Source organism: Pseudomonas sp. FP2294, from assembly GCF_030687625.1.
In the GTDB taxonomy this organism is placed as follows: Bacteria; Pseudomonadota; Gammaproteobacteria; order Pseudomonadales; family Pseudomonadaceae; genus Aquipseudomonas; species Aquipseudomonas shahriarae.
Map to the genome: position 1 here is coordinate 4,343,632 of NZ_CP117441.1, position 17,650 is coordinate 4,361,281.

Sequence of the window (17,650 nt, forward strand, 5' to 3'; positions counted from 1 at the left end):
GGGCATAGTCATCCAACACTCCAGGCCGAAAATTTTCCGGCGCCATCTGGACAACCTACCCTCATCGCCCGTATTGTCTGCCCCGCAGGCCACCGCAGTGGCCGACGTCGCTCGGACGGTTCCGGGCGCTTACGTATTCCGAGGCAACAATGGCAGACCAAGGTTCGCCGCGCCGCTTTGCGCGCATAGATCGACTCCCCCCTTATGTTTTCAATATCACTGCCGAGCTGAAGATGGCTGCGCGTCGGCGCGGCGAAGACATCATCGACTTGAGCATGGGTAACCCCGACGGCCCGACTCCACCGCATATCGTGGAGAAACTGGTGACCGTCGCCCAGCGCGAAGACACCCACGGCTACTCCACCTCCAAAGGCATCCCGCGCCTGCGCCGCGCCATTTCGCGCTGGTACAAGGACCGCTATGAGGTGGATATCGACCCGGAAACCGAGGCCATCGTGACCATCGGCTCCAAGGAAGGCCTGGCGCACCTGATGCTGGCCACCCTGGACCAGGGCGATACCGTTCTGGTACCCAACCCCAGCTACCCGATTCACATCTACGGTGCGGTGATTGCCGGCGCCCAGGTGCGCTCGGTGCCGCTGATTCCCGGCGTGGACTTCTTTGCCGAGCTGGAGCGGGCGATCCGCGGTTCGATCCCCAAGCCGAAGATGATGATCCTCGGCTTCCCGTCCAACCCGACCGCGCAGTGCGTGGAGCTGGACTTCTTCGAACGGGTGATCGCCCTGGCCAAGCAGTACGACGTGCTGGTGATCCACGACCTGGCCTACGCCGATATCGTCTACGACGGCTGGAAAGCCCCGTCGATCATGCAGGTACCGGGAGCCAAGGACATTGCGGTGGAGTTTTTCACCCTGTCCAAGAGCTACAACATGGCCGGCTGGCGCATCGGTTTTATGGTGGGTAACGCGGAACTGGTCAACGCCCTGGCGCGCATCAAGAGCTACCACGACTACGGCACCTTCACCCCACTGCAAGTGGCGGCGATTGCCGCGCTGGAAGGCGACCAGCAATGTGTGAAAGACATTGCCGAGCAGTACCGCCAGCGCCGCAATGTGCTGGTCAAGGGCCTGCATGAACTGGGCTGGATGGTAGAGAATCCGAAGGCGTCGATGTATGTCTGGGCAAAAATTCCCGAGGCGTATGCCGCCATGGGCTCGCTGGAATTTGCCAAGAAGCTGCTGCTCGAAGCCAAGGTGTGTGTCTCGCCGGGGATCGGCTTTGGCGAGTATGGCGATGACCATGTGCGCTTTGCGCTGATCGAGAACCAGGACCGCATTCGCCAGGCGGTACGCGGGATACGGGCAATGTTCCGGGCCGATGGCCTGGTCACCAAAGCCTGACCGAGTGATCGTTCCCACGCTCTGCGTGGGAATGTAGTCCGGGACGCTTTGCGTCCCAAAGCGTGACGCAGAGCGTCACAAGGGGCATTCCCACGCGGAGCGTGGGAACGATCAGTCACCCCTGGTTGGGTTACACCACCAACGACAGCAACATGATAAAGCCCAGTGCCACGATGGACAGGATGGTCTCCATCGCCGTCCACGTCTTGAACGTCTCGGCCACGGTCATGTTGAAGTACTGCTTGACCAGCCAGAACCCTGCATCGTTGACGTGCGACAGAATCAACGACCCCGCCCCCGTCGCCAGCACCAGCAACTCCAGGTTGACCCCCGGCACCATGCCCACCACCGGCACCACAATGCCTGCGCCCGTAATGGTGGCCACGGTCGCCGAACCCGTGGCAATCCGAATCACCGCGGCTACCAGCCAGGCCAGCAGGATCGGGTTGATCTGCGCCGTCACCGCCATATGGCCGATCACGTCACCCACACCGCTGGTCACCAGCATCTGCTTGAAGCCACCACCGGCACCGATGATCAGGATGATCGCGGCGGTCGGCGCAAGGCTCGCATCCAGCAGCTTGAGGATCTGTTTGGAATGGATGCCCTGGCGATGGCCAAAGGTGTACAGCGACAGCAACAACGCCAGGAGCAAGGCACTGATCGGGTGGCCGATCATGTCCATCCAGTTACGCACGATGTGCCCGTCTGGCAGGGCAATGTCAGCGAAGGTTTTCAGCAGCATCAGGAACACCGGCAGCAGCACGGTGATCAGGGTGATGCTGAAGCTCGGCAGGTTTTTTGCGTCGGACTCGCGGGCCAGTTGGTCCACCAGTTCCTGGGACGGGTTGCCGGGGATGTACTTGGCAATGAACGTCCCGAAGATCGGCCCGGCAATGATGGCGGTCGGCAAGGCGACGATCAGGCCGTAAAGAATGGTCTTGCCGATATCCGCGCCAAACACGCCGATGGCCAGCAACGGCCCCGGGTGCGGCGGCACCAGGCCGTGCACCGCCGACAGGCCGGCGAGCAACGGGATGCCGATCTTGATCAGCGACACACCGGTGCGCCGCGCAACGATAAACACCAGCGGGATCAGCAATACAAAACCGATCTCGAAGAACAGTGGGATGCCCACCAGGAAGGCCGCGAACATCATCGCCCACTGCACCTTTTCCTTGCCGAAGGCGCGGATCAGGGTCTGGGCGATCTGATCGGCACCGCCGGATTCGGCCATCATCTTGCCGAGCATCGTACCCAGCGCCAGGATAATCCCGACAAACCCGAGCACCCCGCCAAAACCGTCCTGAAAGGCCTTGATGATCTTGTCCACGGGCATGCCCGAGGTCAGGCCGAGAAAGCCTGCGGCGATAATCAGCGCAATAAAGGGGTGGACCTTGAACCGGGTGATCAACACGATCAGCCCGATGATAGTGACCACTGCATCAAGCAGCAGGTAAGACTCGTGGGACATGCCAAACATGGGGGTCGTCTCCTGTTTGTTGTTGTTATTAAAGCGGGTGTTGAATTTCGTGCCGTCGGATAGCGCTATCTTTCGGGCAAAAAATCATCGGGAAGGTTCAAAACCGTGGGTCAGCCACCACGCGTGGGTCTGCGCGGCCAACGCCTCGATGCTGTCTTTACTGGCGTTGAGGGCCAGGGTCAGCGGCTCGCCAATGGGCGATTCGAGGGTGGCGAACTGGCTGTCGATCAGGCTGGCCGGCATGAAATGGCCGGGGCGATGGGATACGCGGTCGGCGGCCACTTCGCGGGTCAGTTCGAGGAAGACAAACCCCAGGCCCGGCGCGGCTTCGCGCAGGTGATCGCGGTATTTTTTCTTCAAGGCCGAACAGGTGAGCACCGGATGCTCGCCGGCCTTGAGCGCACGACGCAACTCATCGCAGAGGATGTCGAGCCAGCCGGCGCGGTCGTCGTCGTTCAGGGGATGGCCTGCGCTCATCTTTTCGATATTGGCAGCCGGGTGAAAGCTGTCGCCTTCAATGGCGGTGGCGCCGTTCAACAGGCACAGGGCCTCGCTGACACTGGACTTGCCACATCCGGAAACACCCATGATGACCAGGGCAGTAACAGGTTGACTCATGAAACACCTCAGGACGCAGATAGCGCTACCTTTGCACGCCCTAAGGCTAGTGCAAAAACAGGCTTTTCCCGCGCCTAATTGTCATTTTTATGGAGTGACGCGTGCATCCTCTGCCACCGCTTGCACCAGGATCAGGCAACCCTTTGCGCAAGTATTTGCAGGCTTTTGGAGACAGCGCTACCTTAGTGCCTCGATTTTTGTTTGGCAAGCCGCCTGATGACCTCCAAGAACGATAAAAATACCCGCACCACGGGTCGCCCTACTCTTAACGAAGTCGCGCGCCTGGCCGGCGTCAGCCCGATTACCGCCTCCCGGGCCCTGCGCGGGATCAGCACCGTGGCCACCGAACTGGTGGAAAAAGTGCAGAAGGCCGCTGCCGAGCTGAACTACGTGGTCAACCCGGCCGCCCGCGCCCTGGCCTCCGCCCGCAGCCAGTCGGTGGTGGTGCTGGTGCCCTCGCTGTCCAACCTGCTGTTTATCGAAACCCTCGAAGCCATTCATCAGGTGCTACGGCCCAAGGGCTTCGAAGTGCTGATCGGCAACACCCACTATTCCCGGGACGAAGAAGAAAACCTGTTGCGCAACTACATGGCCTACCAGCCACGCGGCCTGCTGCTGACCGGCTTTGACCGCACCGAAAGCGCCCGGCGCATGGTGGAGTCGAGCAATGTGCCCTGCGTGTACATGATGGACCTGGACCCGACGGCCGGGGTCAACTGCGTCGGTTTCTCGCAGATCAGTGCCGGCGAAACCGCAGCAGCGCACCTGATCTCCCGGGGCCGCAAACGCCTGGCCTACGTCGGCGCACAACTGGACCAGCGCACGCTGCTGCGCGGTGAAGGCTTCCGCCGTGGCCTGCAACAGGCCGGTTTGTATGACCCGACCCTCGAACTGCTGACCCCGCGCCCCTCGTCGGTGGGCCTGGGTGGCGAGTTGTTCCTGCAACTGCTGGCCAGCCATCCGGATGTGGACGCGATCTTCTTCGGCAACGACGACCTGGCCCAGGGTGCGCTGCTCGAAGCCCTGCGCCACGGGATCAAGGTGCCGCAGCAAGTGGCGGTACTGGGCTTCAACGACCTGCCCGCCTCCAGCTTCATGGTGCCGCGCCTGAGCAGCATCAGCACCCCACGCGAAGCCATTGGCCGACGCGCGGCAGAGCATTTGCTGACGGTGATGGCCGGCAACAAAATCGCCCGGCCGGTGGTGGATATGGGGTTTGAGTTGAAGGTACGCGAGAGCAGTTAGGCATTGGCTGTAGGAATGAGCTGACTGTGCGGCCGCGCCTTGCTCCGTTACCTACGGTTGCGTCAGAATCCGCCGGCTTGTGCGCCTGGGTGGGGCTCTCTAAGGTGGCTCGGTCGCTGAATGTCTCGGTGATCGGGTTTAGTAGCCTGAGCTTGAACAACCTAAGTGCATGAGCCTCCCCTGTCAGACGTTCTCGTCTGTGCTTGATGGTGGCTGTGCGCAGGGCGCCTTCGGGCGCGCCGGCTTTGGGTGTTCACCGGTCTACTAACCTGCGTGCAGCCGCCACCCTAATTCGTTTAGTAGCGATGAGGTGGCGGCCCGAATCAGGAACACCCCTATGTTCAAAATAACGCCCAACCCCCCGCTTCACGACGCAAAACTCAACCTGGCCGCCCACCGCGCCATTGATCACTACCTCAACCCCCCAACCGCCCCCGCGCCCGAACCTTCCACTCTGTTCACCGTCACTTCCGGCGCCAGCAGCGAAAGCCTGATTGCCAACAGCTATGAAACCCTATCCTCCGTCACCACATTACTGCTGGACCTGTCCGAAGACCTGACCGGCAAAGACCGCGACAGGGCATTGGCGATTCACCAGTTGAGCGAGTTGGGCGTGTTGCTGATGGGCACGTTGATGGACCAGCAAACACTGCACAACTAAAGCCCAGACGCGATCAGAAAGGTGGGAGCTGGCTTGCCTGCGATGGCGGTGTGTCAGCCACCCAAGATAATGACTGGCACACCGCCATCGCAGGCAAGCCAGCTCCCACATTTTTTACCGCGCCCACTTGGCCCCTGCTAAATTGCCCAACTCACACCTGCCAGGGAAGCACCATGGGACACGCGCTGAAAATCTTGGGTCGCACTTCGTCCATCAACGTACGAAAAGTCCTGTGGACCTGCCAGGAACTGAACATCCCCTACGAGCGCGAAGACTTGGGCATCGGCTTCACCCCCACCCAATCACCCGCCTTCCTCGCCCTGAACCCCAATGCCCAGGTGCCGGTGATCATTGACGACAACGGCGTGCTCTGGGAATCCAACACCATCTGCCGCTACCTGGTGGGCCTGCACCAGCGCCATGACTTGCTGCCCGCCGCCCCCGCGCCTCGCGCCAAGGTCGAGCAATGGATGGACTGGCAAGCCACCGAACTCAATCCCTCCTGGGGCTATGCCTTCCACGCCCTGGTGCGCCAGAACCCGGACTTCCAGGACCCGCAGCGCATTGCAGCCGGCGTGCGCGGTTGGAACGACAAGATGGGATTGCTGGAGCAGCAGTTGATCAAGACCGGCGCCTATGTGGCCGGTGACAGCTTCAGCCTCGCCGATATCCTGGTCGGCCTGTCGGTGCACCGCTGGCGGATGACGCCCATGGAGCGCCCTCGCTACCCGGCTGTCGATGCGTACTACGCCCTGCTCAGCCAGCGCCCAGGTTTCCAGGCCTTTGCCCTCGACGGTCACAACTAAGGATTACACGATGAAAGGACTCAACGTACTGCTCACCGGCGCCTGCGGCAGGATCGGCAAGACATTTTTCGAAGCGTCGAAAGATCGCTACTGCTTTACCCTCACCGACCGCGTCGCACCGGGCTTCGCCCTCGACGGCCATCGCTTCGTGCAGGCCGACTTGAGTGACAGAACGGCCCTCACCGCACTGCTCGACGGCATCGACGTGGTTGTGCACCTGTCGGGCATTCCCCACCCCAGCGCCACCTTCGACGAACTGCTCCCCAACAATATCCTCGCCACCACCTATCTGTTCGAGGCCGCCGTGGCCGCCAACGTCAAGCGCCTGGTCTTCGCCAGCAGCGCCCAGACCATCGAAGGCTACCCGGTGGATCGGCAAATCACCCCGGGCATGCCGGTGCTGCCGGCCAACCTGTATGGCGTGAGCAAATGCTACGGCGAAGCGCTGTGCGGGTATTACGCAGCCAAAACCCCACTCTCCACCATCGCATTACGCATTGGCGCGTTTGAATTTACCGAAACCCACGACCTGAACAACGCCCGCGACCTCAGCGCCTGGCTCAGCCCTCGGGATGCCGTGCAGTTGTTGCAGCGCTCGGTGGAGGCCGAGGGGGTCAAGCACCTGATCGCCCATGGCATTTCCAATAACCGCTTCAAGCGCCTGGACTTGAGCGAGACCACACGGGTTCTGGGGTATCAGCCGCAGGACGATGCTTTCCAGGTCTTCGAGATTCCCATTACCTACTGAAGGCAATGGCCGCCGACGGCAAACATTGGCCGTCGGCAACCCGCCTCTTGCCTCGGTATTGCCCTCACAGCCAATGAATACGGGGTTTTAGTTCCCGGCACGCTAATTGCTAAACCCTATGGACCGTTCAAAACCACAGGTGCCCGATCATGTTGGTCAATACCCAAGTCTCGTCCGTGATCCAACAGTCCAAACGCCCCGACCTGGACCCGGCCAACGCCGCCGCCAGCGCGCTGTACAGCGGCGTGATGCAAAACGTGCAGAACGCTGCCGCCGCGACCCAGGTGCAGGCCACGCAAAAGGCCACCGACACCACGGCCAGCAACGTGGATGCGGCGTTTGCCAAGACCCGCCTGCAGTTGCAGGCAACACCGCCGACCAGCGCCACGCCAACCACCGCGACCAGCACCCAGGCCCGGACAGAGTTCACCGACTACATGGCCAAGACGCCGGCCGAGCGCATTCGCGATCAGATCCTCAAGGAAAAGGGCCTGACCGAAGAAGATGTGAAAGCGATGCCTATCGAACAGCAGAATGCCATTGCCCTGGAAGTGACTGAGCGCCTGAAGATGCAGGCGGCGCAGCAGTTCGCCGAGAAGACCGCTGACCCGCAGATCAAGGCCGTGAAAGATGCCCTGGCTGCCATCTGATATGGCCCGCCACTGCCGCTCTGCGCGGGTTGAGCCTGGCAACCCACTCTCCCGTTGACCTGTGGCGAGGGAGCTTGCTCCCTCACCACAGGGTGGGCACGGTCCCGCTACTGCAATTGCAGGGTGGAGTTGAACTGGCCGATAGCATCCACCACATGCCGTGAGCCCTCCTGGATCTCCAGGATCACCTGCCCCGCTTCATTGGCCAACTCCACCCCCACGCCGGTACGGCTCAGGCTCGACTGCATGCTCGATACCGCGCTCAGGGACAAGTCGTGGTTTTTGCGCACCACGTCGACAATCTCGATCGTCGCCTGGCTGGTACGCGCCGCCAGGCTGCGCACCTCGTCCGCCACCACCGCAAACCCACGCCCGTGCTCACCCGCGCGTGCAGCTTCAATGGCCGCGTTAAGCGCCAACAGGTTGGTTTGATCGGCAATACCGCGAATGGTCTGCACGATGGTGCCGATAATGTCCGACTGCTTGCTTACCGCGTCGATACTCAGCGCCGCCTGATTCAGGTCGCGGGAAATTTCTTCGATGATCTGCACCGTCTGCTGCACCACTTCCGACCCCTTACGGGCGCAGGCGTCGTTCTGCACCGAGGTGGCGTGGGCCGAATCGGCAGCGGTCCGCAACGTGGTGACCTGGTGGGTGATATCACTGGCGAACTTCACCACCTTGTACAGGCGACCATTGGCATCGAAGATCGGGTTGTAGGAGGCTTCCAGAAACAGCGTCTGGCCATGCTTGTTGCGCCGTTCGAAACGATGGGAGTGAAACTCACCCCGGTTGAGCGACGCCCAGAACGCCTTGTAACTCGGTGAGTCCACCTCAGCGCGGTCACAGAACATGCTGTGGTGCTGGCCAACGATTTCACCGAGGGAATACTGCACCGTCTTCAGGAAGTTCTGGTTGGCATTGAGGATCTGCCCCTGGGGCGTGAACTCGATGACCGCCATGGAGCGGCCGATGGCATCAATCAGGCTCTGGTTTTCATGTTCGCGGTGGATCCGTTCGGAAATGTCCGACGCCACCTTGATCACGCTCTGCACCTGTTCATCCGGGCCGAACACCGGCATGTAGCTGGCCTCCAGCCACACTTCCTCGCCGCTCTTGGTCAAGCGCATGAACGTGCCGCTGAGGGGCTCGCCCTGGGCCAGGTCGCGCCATAGCTTGGCGTAGACGTCGCTGCGGTAGTAGGACTCTTCACAGAAGATTCGGTGGTGTTTGCCACGTACTTCCTCGGCGCTGTAACCCATTGTCTTACAGAAGTTTTCGTTGGCATCCAGGACTATGCCGTCGCGATCAAACTCGATCATCGCCATGGAGCGGCTGATCGCCGCCAGCTTGGCCTGGGCCTGGGTCAACGCGCAGGAAAAACGTTCGATTTGCAACAGGTCGGATTTGTGGTGCAGGTTAAACATGGTCGGATCACCTTCAGCGCTGTCTTTGAATGACGGTTAGTTCTTGGATTTGACCCAGCACAACTTTCCACAAAACAGGCAAACGCAATCGTCCAGAGACAGGACAAGTGTCAGGCGATAGATAAATGATGGCTAATCGGAGAGTCCATGTGGCAACACTCGCTTCAAGGCATCCTTTTCTTGATGACCCTCTCTGGGGCCTGCTTCAACCGACACACGCAAATCCATTTAACTTGAGGCTCCTTTTTCCCGGCGCTTTGAGGTACGCGCTCGCTATGCCAAAAACCACCCAAGACGCTTCATATGGCAAGCGACATAAGTGGTTCTGGATGAGCATAGACAGGGCTTGGCACTCTGCAAGGCCATTAATCAGCCATCATTGATAAAAAGATGTTGGAGGGGCGTGCGAGGGGGATATCAGGATGTATCTTGCCGTGTAGAAGCGAGCTTGCTCGCTCCCACAGTGAAGGGCTTAGTGACCGAACAGGCCTGTCTCAGTTTTCTTGGCTTTTTTGTCCGCGCGTTTTTCATCGGCGGTCTTTGCCGGTTTTTTCTTCGCGGCTTTCTTTGAATCCATACCTTTGGCCATGATGCATGCTCCACTAACAGAGGAAGTAAGCATGGGTATAACACCTATTGCCCAACAGAAGGCGCTTTGCCCGACTTATAATCCCCAGCCCTTGATCACGCTTGTCCAAATACCATGCCCGAGTTGCACATTGATCTACTGGCAGAGCCCCTGTGGCCGTTGCTGAACAAGTTCTACCGCCGCCATAACTCGCCGATGAAAGCCCTCAAGGGCGGCCAGTTGTGGGTCGCGCGCAACAGCGAGATCGTCGCAGGCCTGTGCCTGAGCCCCGTGGTCGGCGGTCAGTGGCTGACCGGGCTGTTTGTCGATCCGGCATTACGCGGACAAGGGCTGGCGGCGCGGCTGATCGCTGAAGCGATTGCGCCTGTCGAAGGCACGGTGTGGCTACTGTGCCACCCCGACCTGGAAGGGTTTTATACAGCCCAGGGCTTCAGCCAGCAGACCGTGTTGCCGCAGTCGCTGGCAGAGCGCCTGGTGCGCTATAAACGCAACAAGCCGATGATTGCCATGGGCCTGTGCCGCCAGGGTTAAGCGTCGGCGGCGGGATCCAGCTCCGGAAACATCACCTCGATAAACCCGAATTTGCTGAAGTCTGTGATCCGCGACGGGTACAGGCGACCGATCAGGTGGTCGCATTCATGCTGCACCACCCGCGCATGGAAGCCATCGGCAATCCGCACAATCGGCTCGCCCTTGGGGTCAAAACCCTCGTAGCGAATCTGCTGGTAGCGATCCACCGCACCGCGCAGGCCTGGCACCGACAGGCAGCCTTCGTAACCCTCCTCCAACACCGGGCTCAGCGGGGTAATCAACGGGTTGATCAGGATGGTCTGGGGCACCGCCGGGGCATCCGGGTAGCGCTCGCTGCTCTCGAAGCCGAAGATCACCAGTTGCAGGTCGACACCAATCTGCGGCGCGGCCAGGCCAACGCCACCCACGTGTTCCATGGTCTGGAACATGTCGTCGATCAGTTGCCACAGCTCGGGGCTGTCGAACATTTCCGGGGGCACCGGGGGCGCGATACGCAGCAGGCGTTCATCGCCCATTTTCAGGATTTCACGAATCATCGATCAACTTTCATCAGAGGTGGGTTTGGGCTGCGAATGGTCCCGGCCGAGGCCCGAGACATGCTGTTTTTGATCAGGGTGGTGTTCGCCAAAGTCCTTTTCGCCCGGGTCTTTGCCTTCGACAGACATGTGCTCGATCACCGCGTTCATCTCCGCGCCCAGCAGTAATACGGCGGCGGAAATATAGAAGTACAACAGCAGGACAATGATCGCGCCGATGCTGCCGTACATGGCGTTGTAGTCGGCGAAGGTTTTCACGTAATAGCCAAAGCCCAGGGAAGCGATGATCCAGACCACCACCGCCAGCACCGAGCCTGGCGTGATAAAGCGAAATTTCTGCTTCACGTCCGGCATCACGTAGTACATCAAGGCCACGGCGAACATCAGCAGGATCACAATCAACGGCCAGCGCAGGATGGTCCACAGGGTAACGACGAATTCCTGCATGCCAATCTGCCCGGCCAGCCACTCCATCACTTGCGGCCCCAGGACCATCAACGCGGCAGCGGCCAGCAACATGCCGGCGATACCCACGGTGTAGAGAATCGACAGCGGGAAGCGTTTCCAGATCGGCCGGCCTTCCACCACGTCGTAGGCAGCGTTCATCGCACTCATCATCAGGCGCACGCCCGCCGAGGCGGTCCACAGCGCGATGACGATACCCACCGACAACAGCCCACCCTTGGATTGCTGCAATTGGTCAATCACCGGGTTGACCTGCTCCAGGGCCTGGGGCGGCAACACCAGCTCCGATTGCAGGCGCAACCAACTGAAGAAGTCCGGCAGGTGCAGGAAACCAATCAGGGCAATCAGGAACAGCAGGAAGGGAAACAATGAAAACAGCATCTGGTAGGCCAGTGCCGAGGCGTAGGTGGGCATCTCGTCGTCGATGAACTCTGTGACGGTGCGCATCAATACGCGGTGCAGCGGCAGATCTTTTAATACCGGAAAAATCATAGCGTCTCCTTTCGCCGCAAAAAGGTTGAGTTCGTGGGCGACTCAGGGGCCGTTTTCTACATCAAGGTAGCCTATTTGGCGACCTTGAAACAATTTCGAAACTTTAATCCGCCGGCTTGACATAAAAACGGCCATCCGTGGATGACCGTTATGCTGCGTGTTGGCAGGCGGGTGAATCAGGCTTTGTCGACCGTATTCTTTACCGCGTCCTTGACCTTGCCGATCGCTTGCTGGGCTTCGCCCTTCTTCTCTTGGATCTTGCCTTCGGCCTCAAGCTGGGTGTTGTCAGTGGCTTTGCCGACACCTTGTTTGATATTGCCAATGGCTTCGTTCGCTAAACCTTTTGCCTTATCCGCTGTGCTGCCCATGGTATTTCTCCGTAAGAACAATCAAGGGTTTTGGTCATTACCTAAGGATTGACCCTGGGCGTTTGCGTAGAGTTTCAATTATTTGCGTCAGGCATTTCATCACCCCGTACAGGTTTGGCTTTATGTTTTGCGGCCAACCCACGAGAATGCCCGGCAGATTCAGGCTCAACCGCTGAATAACAGATCCCGTAGGAAGGTTATGAAACTCAATAAATCACAGGCCATCGCCCGCAGAAACCTGGAACTGGGCGGTGCCGTGCTCGGTGTCAACAACTGCCACTTCACCGACCTGGACCGCAAGCGCAACATCTGGTGGTTCGACCTGCCGGTGGCGCGCATCGCCATTGGCCAGTACGAGTGGATTCATTTGTTGATGCACAACGCCGAAACCGATCAACTGCTGCACCTGAAAGTACCGACCGTGTACCTGCGTGAGAAGCTTGAAGGGTTGGTGGTACGCAATGCAGGCAAGCGCAAGCCGGAGATTACCCTGGAGCTGAGCGCGGACAAGGACTCGTTCCTGAAGGATGTACGCCCGGCAGGCGCTGGCGTGAGCTTCGCGCAGTTCGCCCTGTAAACACCCGATCGGAAATGTGGGGGCTGACAGGACGCCATCGCGGGCAAGCCCGCTCCCACAGGGGTTGTGTGGTACAGGAGTTTTGAGTGCGGCCCAGGACAAATGGCTTGTCGGGTCGCCGCATCGCGGCGATAGCGGTGGGTCAGTCGACACTCAGCGCCCAATAAAAAGCCCCGCATTCGCGGGGCTTTTTGTTTACTTCTTCAGGCCCAGTTTCTTCATCTCTTCATCGCGCAACTCACGACGCAGGATCTTGCCCACGTTGGTGGTCGGCAGTGCTTCGCGGAACTCGACAGCCTTCGGCACTTTGTAGCCGGTGACGTTGGCGCGCATATGCTCCATCACCTGCTCCTTGGTCAGTGTCGCGCCTGGCTTGACCACGATGAACAGCTTGATGTGCTCGCCCGATTTCTCGTCCGGTACACCAATGGCCGCGCATTGCAGCACGCCCGGCAGGCTTGCCAGCACGTCTTCCAGCTCGTTGGGGTAGACGTTGAAACCGGAGACCAGAATCATGTCCTTCTTGCGATCAACGATGCGCATGTAGCCGTCTGGCTGGATGATCGCGATATCGCCGGTCTTCAGCCAGCCTTGGCTGTCGAGCACTTCGGCGGTGGCGTCTTCACGCTGCCAGTAGCCCTTCATCACTTGCGGGCCCTTGACGCACAGCTCGCCGATTTCGCCCAGGGGCAACTCGACGCCCTCATCCGAGATGACTTTGCACAGGGTCGAGGGCACCGGGATGCCGATGGTGCCGATCTGGATATTCTGGATCGGGTTGACCGTGGCCACCGGGCTGGTTTCGGTCATGCCGTAACCTTCACAGATATTGCAGCCGGTCACGGCCTTCCAACGCTCGGCCGCCGCCAGTTGCAATGCCATGCCACCCGACAGCGTGACCTTGAGCCCCGAGAAGTCCAGCTTGCGGAAGCCTTCGTTGTTGCACAGGGCCACGAACAGGGTGTTCAGGCCGACAAAGCCGCTGAACTTCCACTTCGACAACTCCTTGACCATCGCCGGCAGGTCGCGCGGGTTGCTGATCAGGATGTTGTGGTTGCCGATCAGCATCATCGCCATGCAATGAAAGGTGAAGGCATAGATGTGGTAAAGCGGCAGCGGCGTGATCAGGATCTCGCAGCCTTCGTTGAGGTTGGAGCCCATCAGCGCCTTGCACTGCAGCATGTTGGCGACCAGGTTGCGATGGGTCAGCATTGCGCCCTTGGCCACGCCGGTGGTGCCGCCGGTGTATTGCAGTACGGCGACGTCTTCGCTGGCCGGGCTGGCGTCGGTGACCGGCTGGCCATGCCCCTTGGCCAGGACGTCGTTGAACTTGATCGCCTGGGGCAAGTGATAGGCCGGGACCATCTTCTTCACGTACTTGATGACGCTGTTGATCAGCAACCGCTTGAGCGGCGGCAACAGGTCAGCCACTTCGGTGACGATCACGTGCTTGACGCCAGTCTTGGGCACGACTTTTTCTGCCAGGTGCGCCATGTTGGCCAGGCAGATCAGGGCTTTGGCCCCGGAGTCGTTGAACTGGTGTTCCATCTCCCGCGCGGTGTACAGCGGGTTGGTGTTGACCACGATCAGGCCGGCGCGGATAGCGCCAAACACGGCGACCGGGTATTGCAGGAGGTTGGGCAATTGCACGGCGATTCGATCACCGGGCTGCAAGTCGGTATGCTGTTGCAGGTACGCGGCAAAGGCACCGGACAATTCGTACAACTCACCGTAGGTGATTGTCTTGCCCAGGTTGCTGAAAGCCGGTTTGTCGGCGAAGCGTTGGCAGGACTGTTTCAGTACCGCCTGAATATTTTGATACTCGTCTGGATTGATGTCTGCAGCAATCCCGGCGGGGTACTTATCCTTCCAAAAGTCTTCGATCATGGAAGCCCACTCCTCAGCGACGCGAATTCATTCACCGCATTTGATGCGATTATTATTTGTGTGTTTTTAGGTGATTCCGGCTGTTTCAAGCAGGCCGAGAGGTCACAAAGCGCGCCGAGAGTAGCAGCTTTGCCAAGGGCCGCCTAGAGCCAAAAGAGGCCCCTACAGTCATAAACATGACTCAAGAATATGCAGTAGTCATTTTTAGAGCAAAGATTCTATAACCTGCGAAACCGCTCTACTTTAAGGGTGTACACCGTAAATGTGGGAGCTGGCTTGCCAGCTCCCACATTTGAATCGCATTTCAATTCAGGTCAGGCGATATCGCGAAGCTCTCTGCGCAGGATCTTGCCTACCGGCGTCATCGGCAGCGAGTCGCGCAACACAATGTGCTTGGGCACTTTGTAGCCGGTGAAGTTGGCCTTGCAGTAAGTCTTCAGCTCCTCAAGGCTGACACCCTGGGCCCGCGCCACCACGAACAGTTTCACCGCCTCGCCGGTACGCTCGTCAGGCACGCCGATCACCGCGCAGTTGGCGACGTTCGGGTGGGCCATCACCACGTCTTCGATCTCGTTGGGGTACACATTGAAGCCCGAGACGATGATCAGGTCTTTCTTGCGGTCGACAATGCGTACAAACCCGTCGGGGTCGATCACCGCAATATCGCCAGTCTTGAGCCAGCCCTCGGCGTCCAGGGTCTCGGCAGTGGCCGCCGGTTGCTGCCAGTAGCCCTTCATGACCTGCGGGCCCTTGATGCACAACTCGCCCCGCTCGCCCATCGGCAACTCGACGCCGGCGTCATCAATAACCTTCATCGCCGTGCCCGGCACTGGAATACCCACGGTGCCCAGGCGCGATTGATCACCGTAGGGGTTGGTGCTGGCCACTGGCGACGTCTCAGTCAGGCCGTAGCCTTCGCCGATGGAACAGCCGGTGATCTGCTTCCAGCGCTCGGCAGTGGCCTTGACCAGGGCGGTACCGCCGGAGTTGGTGATCTTCAGGTGGGAGAAGTCCAGGGTCTTGAAGTCCGGGTGCTCCATCAAGGCGACAAACAGTGTGTTGAGCCCCAGCAACCCGGTAAACCGCCACTTCTTCAATTCCTTGATAAAGCCGCCGATGTCCCGTGGATTGGTGATCAGCACGTTGTGGTTGCCGGTGACCATCATGCACATGCAGTTCGCCGTAAAGGCATAGATGTGATACAGCGGCAGCGGCGCGATCATCACCTCCTGCCCTTCCTTGACCAGCGGATGCCCGTCTTCACGCAGCTGGGACATGCACGCCCGCACCTGCTGCATGTTCGCCACCAGGTTGCCGTGGGTGAGCATCGCGCCCTTGGCCAGGCCGGTGGTGCCGCCGGTGTATTGCAGCACGGCGATGTCATCGAGGGTCATCGGGTGGCGGGTCACGGCCAGGCCCGCGCCCATGCGCAACGCGCGCTTGAACGACACCGCCCGGGGCAGGCTGTAGGCCGGGACCATCTTCTTCACTTTGTCGACCACGGTGTTGATCAACCAGCCCTTGGCGGCGGGCATGAAGTCGCCCATCTTCGCTTCGATCAGGTACTCGATCTCGGTGTCGGCCGCCACTTCCTGGACCCGGGAACCAAACAGGTTGAGGTAGACCAGCGCACGAATGCCCGCATCCTTGAACTGATGGCGCATCTCCCGCGGGGTGTACAACGGGTTGGTGTTGACCACCACCAGCCCGGCGCGCAAGGCGCCGAACACGGCAATCGGGTAATGCAGGACGTTGGGCATCTGCACCGCAATACGGTCGCCCGGCTTGAGATCGGTGTGGTGTTGCAGGTAGCCGGCGAACGCCGCACTCTGGCGCTCCAGGTCGGCGTAGGTCAGGGTGATCCCCATGTTGCTGAATGCCGGACGGTCGGCAAAGGCTTTGCAGGAACGCTCGAAGACTTCGATTACTGACTTGTACGCCGACAGGTCAAGCTCGTTGGGAACGCCTGTTGCGCGTTTGTCATTCCAGAAATCAGGTTGCATTATTCTTGTCCTCTTACCCGAGTGTGCCCGACCGCTTCCGGCTGTTTAAGGGAAGCGGAGCTTCGGGGACGTTAGCAGCTATGGCCAAACAGGCAAATACACTAAAACGTGTCATTGATTGTATGAATCTTGCCCCTGAGGCCGCGGGTGATCAGACGCCGGCCCTCGGATGAGCTATACACTGCAACGACCCTGAGCAAAGGAAGCGCCATGAACCACACCACTTTCTGGCTGACCGCGAACGACCGCAGCCGCCTGTACGTCAACCAGTGGCTACCGGACAGCACGCCCACGGCGCTGGTGATGCTGGCCCATGGCATGGCCGAGCACAGCGGCCGCTATGCGCGCCTGGCCCAGGCCCTGTGTGATGCCGGCTACGGCGTGTACGCCCCGGACCTGCGCGGCCATGGCCGTACCGCCGATGAAGGCACCCTGGGCCTGTTTGCCGAGCGCGATGGCTGGAACAAAGTGGTAGGTGACCTGGCCGCGCTCAACCAGCACATCGGCCAGCAAGCCCCCGGTGTGCCGATCCTCCTGCTGGGCCATAGCATGGGCAGCTATATCGCCCAGGCCTATCTGTTGCATCACAGTGCCAGCCTGCACGGGGCGATTCTCAGTGGGTCGAACTTCCAGCCGGTGGCCCTGTACCGCGCCGCCCGCCTGATCGCCCGGGCCGAACGCCTGCGCCAGGGCCTCAGGGGCCGCAGCGCACTGATCGAGTTTCTGTCGTTTGGCTCGTTCAACAAGGCCTTCAAGCCCAACCGCACGGCGTTTGACTGGCTGAGCCGCGACCCGGACGAAGTGGACAAGTACATCAACGACCCCCTGTGCGGCTTTCGTTGCACCAACCAGCTATGGATCGACCTGCTGGGTGGCTTGCAGCAAATCAGCAAAGCGTCCAATCTCAAACAGATTGATCCGGGCCTGCCGATTTTGGTGATGGGCGGCGAATGTGATCCGGTCAGTGAAGGCAAGCGTCTCACCAGCCTGGCCAATGCATTGCGCGATGCCGGCTGCCAGAACCTGCACGTGAACATCTACCCGCAGGCGCGCCACGAACTCTTCAATGAAACCAACCGCGATGCGGTCACCGCTGATGTGCTGGCCTGGATGGCCCAGGCCGTGAACCATCGCCGGCCGGCGCGCTGCGAGTGAACGCATAAATATTTTCGTTTAAAATCAACGAATTAAGATTACCGATTA

General features: G+C 60.0%; 17 protein-coding genes and 1 pseudogene. 9 read left to right on the forward strand and 9 right to left on the reverse strand.

Going from position 1 to position 17,650, the window contains the following annotated elements; translation table 11 throughout:
* Positions 1-149 precede the first annotated feature (149 nt).
* On the forward strand, positions 150-1,361 hold the full coding sequence (alaC, locus tag PSH73_RS19425; RefSeq protein ID WP_029296464.1) for an alanine transaminase: 1,212 nt from the start codon (positions 150-152) through the stop codon (positions 1,359-1,361).
* Positions 1,362-1,491: 130 nt separating this feature from the next.
* Here the strand turns inward: alaC and PSH73_RS19430 are convergent, their stop codons facing one another.
* Both PSH73_RS19430 and PSH73_RS19435 read right to left on the reverse strand, forming a co-directional pair.
* Positions 1,492-2,844 carry a GntP family permease gene (locus tag PSH73_RS19430; protein ID WP_057960476.1) on the reverse strand — a complete coding sequence of 451 codons (1,353 nt, stop codon included), beginning with the start codon at positions 2,842-2,844 and terminating at the stop codon, positions 1,492-1,494.
* An 84-nt stretch (positions 2,845-2,928) separates the two neighbouring features.
* A complete protein-coding gene (locus tag PSH73_RS19435) occupies positions 2,929-3,462 on the reverse strand; it encodes a gluconokinase (protein WP_057441958.1) in 534 nt (177 codons plus the stop codon).
* A gap of 213 nt (positions 3,463-3,675) precedes the next feature.
* Here PSH73_RS19435 and PSH73_RS19440 point away from each other — a divergent pair, with 213 nt between their 5' ends.
* The 5 genes from PSH73_RS19440 (at position 3,676) to PSH73_RS19460 (ending at position 7,572) form a co-directional block, all read left to right on the forward strand.
* Positions 3,676-4,707, forward strand: a complete 1,032-nt coding sequence (locus PSH73_RS19440) for a LacI family DNA-binding transcriptional regulator (protein WP_162947806.1) — start codon at positions 3,676-3,678, stop codon at positions 4,705-4,707.
* A 337-nt stretch (positions 4,708-5,044) separates the two neighbouring features.
* Entirely contained in the window at positions 5,045-5,368 is a 324-nt protein-coding gene (locus PSH73_RS19445; RefSeq protein ID WP_057960477.1) for a DUF6124 family protein, read from the forward strand.
* Positions 5,369-5,541: 173 nt separating this feature from the next.
* Entirely contained in the window at positions 5,542-6,174 is a 633-nt protein-coding gene (locus PSH73_RS19450; RefSeq protein WP_305461213.1) for a glutathione S-transferase family protein, read from the forward strand.
* A 10-nt stretch (positions 6,175-6,184) separates the two neighbouring features.
* Entirely contained in the window at positions 6,185-6,922 is a 738-nt protein-coding gene (locus PSH73_RS19455) for an NAD(P)-dependent oxidoreductase (protein ID WP_305461215.1), read from the forward strand.
* 149 nt (positions 6,923-7,071) lie between these two features.
* A complete protein-coding gene (locus PSH73_RS19460; RefSeq protein WP_057960479.1) occupies positions 7,072-7,572 on the forward strand; it encodes a hypothetical protein in 501 nt (166 codons plus the stop codon).
* Positions 7,573-7,679: 107 nt separating this feature from the next.
* Here PSH73_RS19460 and PSH73_RS27080 read toward each other — a convergent pair whose 3' ends face one another.
* Together PSH73_RS27080 and PSH73_RS27085 are read right to left on the reverse strand one after the other, a co-directional pair.
* The gene (locus PSH73_RS27080; RefSeq protein WP_370693748.1) at positions 7,680-8,252 is read right to left on the reverse strand and encodes a methyl-accepting chemotaxis protein; all 573 of its coding nucleotides are present in this window, start codon (positions 8,250-8,252) and stop codon (positions 7,680-7,682) included.
* A 21-nt stretch (positions 8,253-8,273) separates the two neighbouring features.
* Positions 8,274-8,999 (reverse strand): annotated as a pseudogene (locus PSH73_RS27085) (PAS domain-containing protein); the annotation flags it as partial.
* Between the two features lie 703 nt (positions 9,000-9,702).
* Between PSH73_RS27085 and PSH73_RS19470 the strand changes: the two are divergent.
* Positions 9,703-10,119 (forward strand): GNAT family N-acetyltransferase, encoded by a 417-nt coding sequence (locus PSH73_RS19470; protein WP_057444176.1) that lies wholly within the window; start codon positions 9,703-9,705, stop codon positions 10,117-10,119.
* On the opposite strand, the gene def is transcribed toward PSH73_RS19470, so the two are convergent.
* The 3 genes from def to PSH73_RS19485 form a co-directional block, all read right to left on the reverse strand.
* Positions 10,116-10,655, reverse strand: a complete 540-nt coding sequence (gene def / locus PSH73_RS19475) for a peptide deformylase (RefSeq protein ID WP_029296447.1) — start codon at positions 10,653-10,655, stop codon at positions 10,116-10,118. The two genes, PSH73_RS19470 and def, sit on opposite strands and share 4 nt — an antisense overlap.
* 3 nt (positions 10,656-10,658) lie before the next feature.
* Entirely contained in the window at positions 10,659-11,612 is a 954-nt protein-coding gene (locus PSH73_RS19480; RefSeq protein ID WP_057960482.1) for a YihY/virulence factor BrkB family protein, read from the reverse strand.
* 176 nt (positions 11,613-11,788) lie between these two features.
* Positions 11,789-11,980, reverse strand: a complete 192-nt coding sequence (locus tag PSH73_RS19485; protein ID WP_057439941.1) for a CsbD family protein — start codon at positions 11,978-11,980, stop codon at positions 11,789-11,791.
* A 199-nt stretch (positions 11,981-12,179) separates the two neighbouring features.
* On the opposite strand from PSH73_RS19485, the gene PSH73_RS19490 reads away from it, so the two are divergent.
* The gene (locus PSH73_RS19490) at positions 12,180-12,557 is read left to right on the forward strand and encodes a hypothetical protein (RefSeq protein WP_057439943.1); all 378 of its coding nucleotides are present in this window, start codon (positions 12,180-12,182) and stop codon (positions 12,555-12,557) included.
* A gap of 195 nt (positions 12,558-12,752) precedes the next feature.
* On the opposite strand, the gene fadD1 is transcribed toward PSH73_RS19490, so the two are convergent.
* On the reverse strand, positions 12,753-14,444 hold the full coding sequence (gene fadD1, locus PSH73_RS19495) for a long-chain-fatty-acid--CoA ligase FadD1 (RefSeq protein WP_057439947.1): 1,692 nt from the start codon (positions 14,442-14,444) through the stop codon (positions 12,753-12,755).
* Between the two features lie 314 nt (positions 14,445-14,758).
* Complete coding sequence (fadD2, locus tag PSH73_RS19500) at positions 14,759-16,447, reverse strand: long-chain-fatty-acid--CoA ligase FadD2 (protein WP_115128801.1); 1,689 nt, start codon at positions 16,445-16,447, stop codon at positions 14,759-14,761.
* Between the two features lie 210 nt (positions 16,448-16,657).
* On the opposite strand from fadD2, the gene PSH73_RS19505 reads away from it, so the two are divergent.
* The gene (locus PSH73_RS19505; RefSeq protein WP_216311853.1) at positions 16,658-17,602 is read left to right on the forward strand and encodes an alpha/beta hydrolase; all 945 of its coding nucleotides are present in this window, start codon (positions 16,658-16,660) and stop codon (positions 17,600-17,602) included.
* Positions 17,603-17,650: the final 48 nt, after the last annotated feature.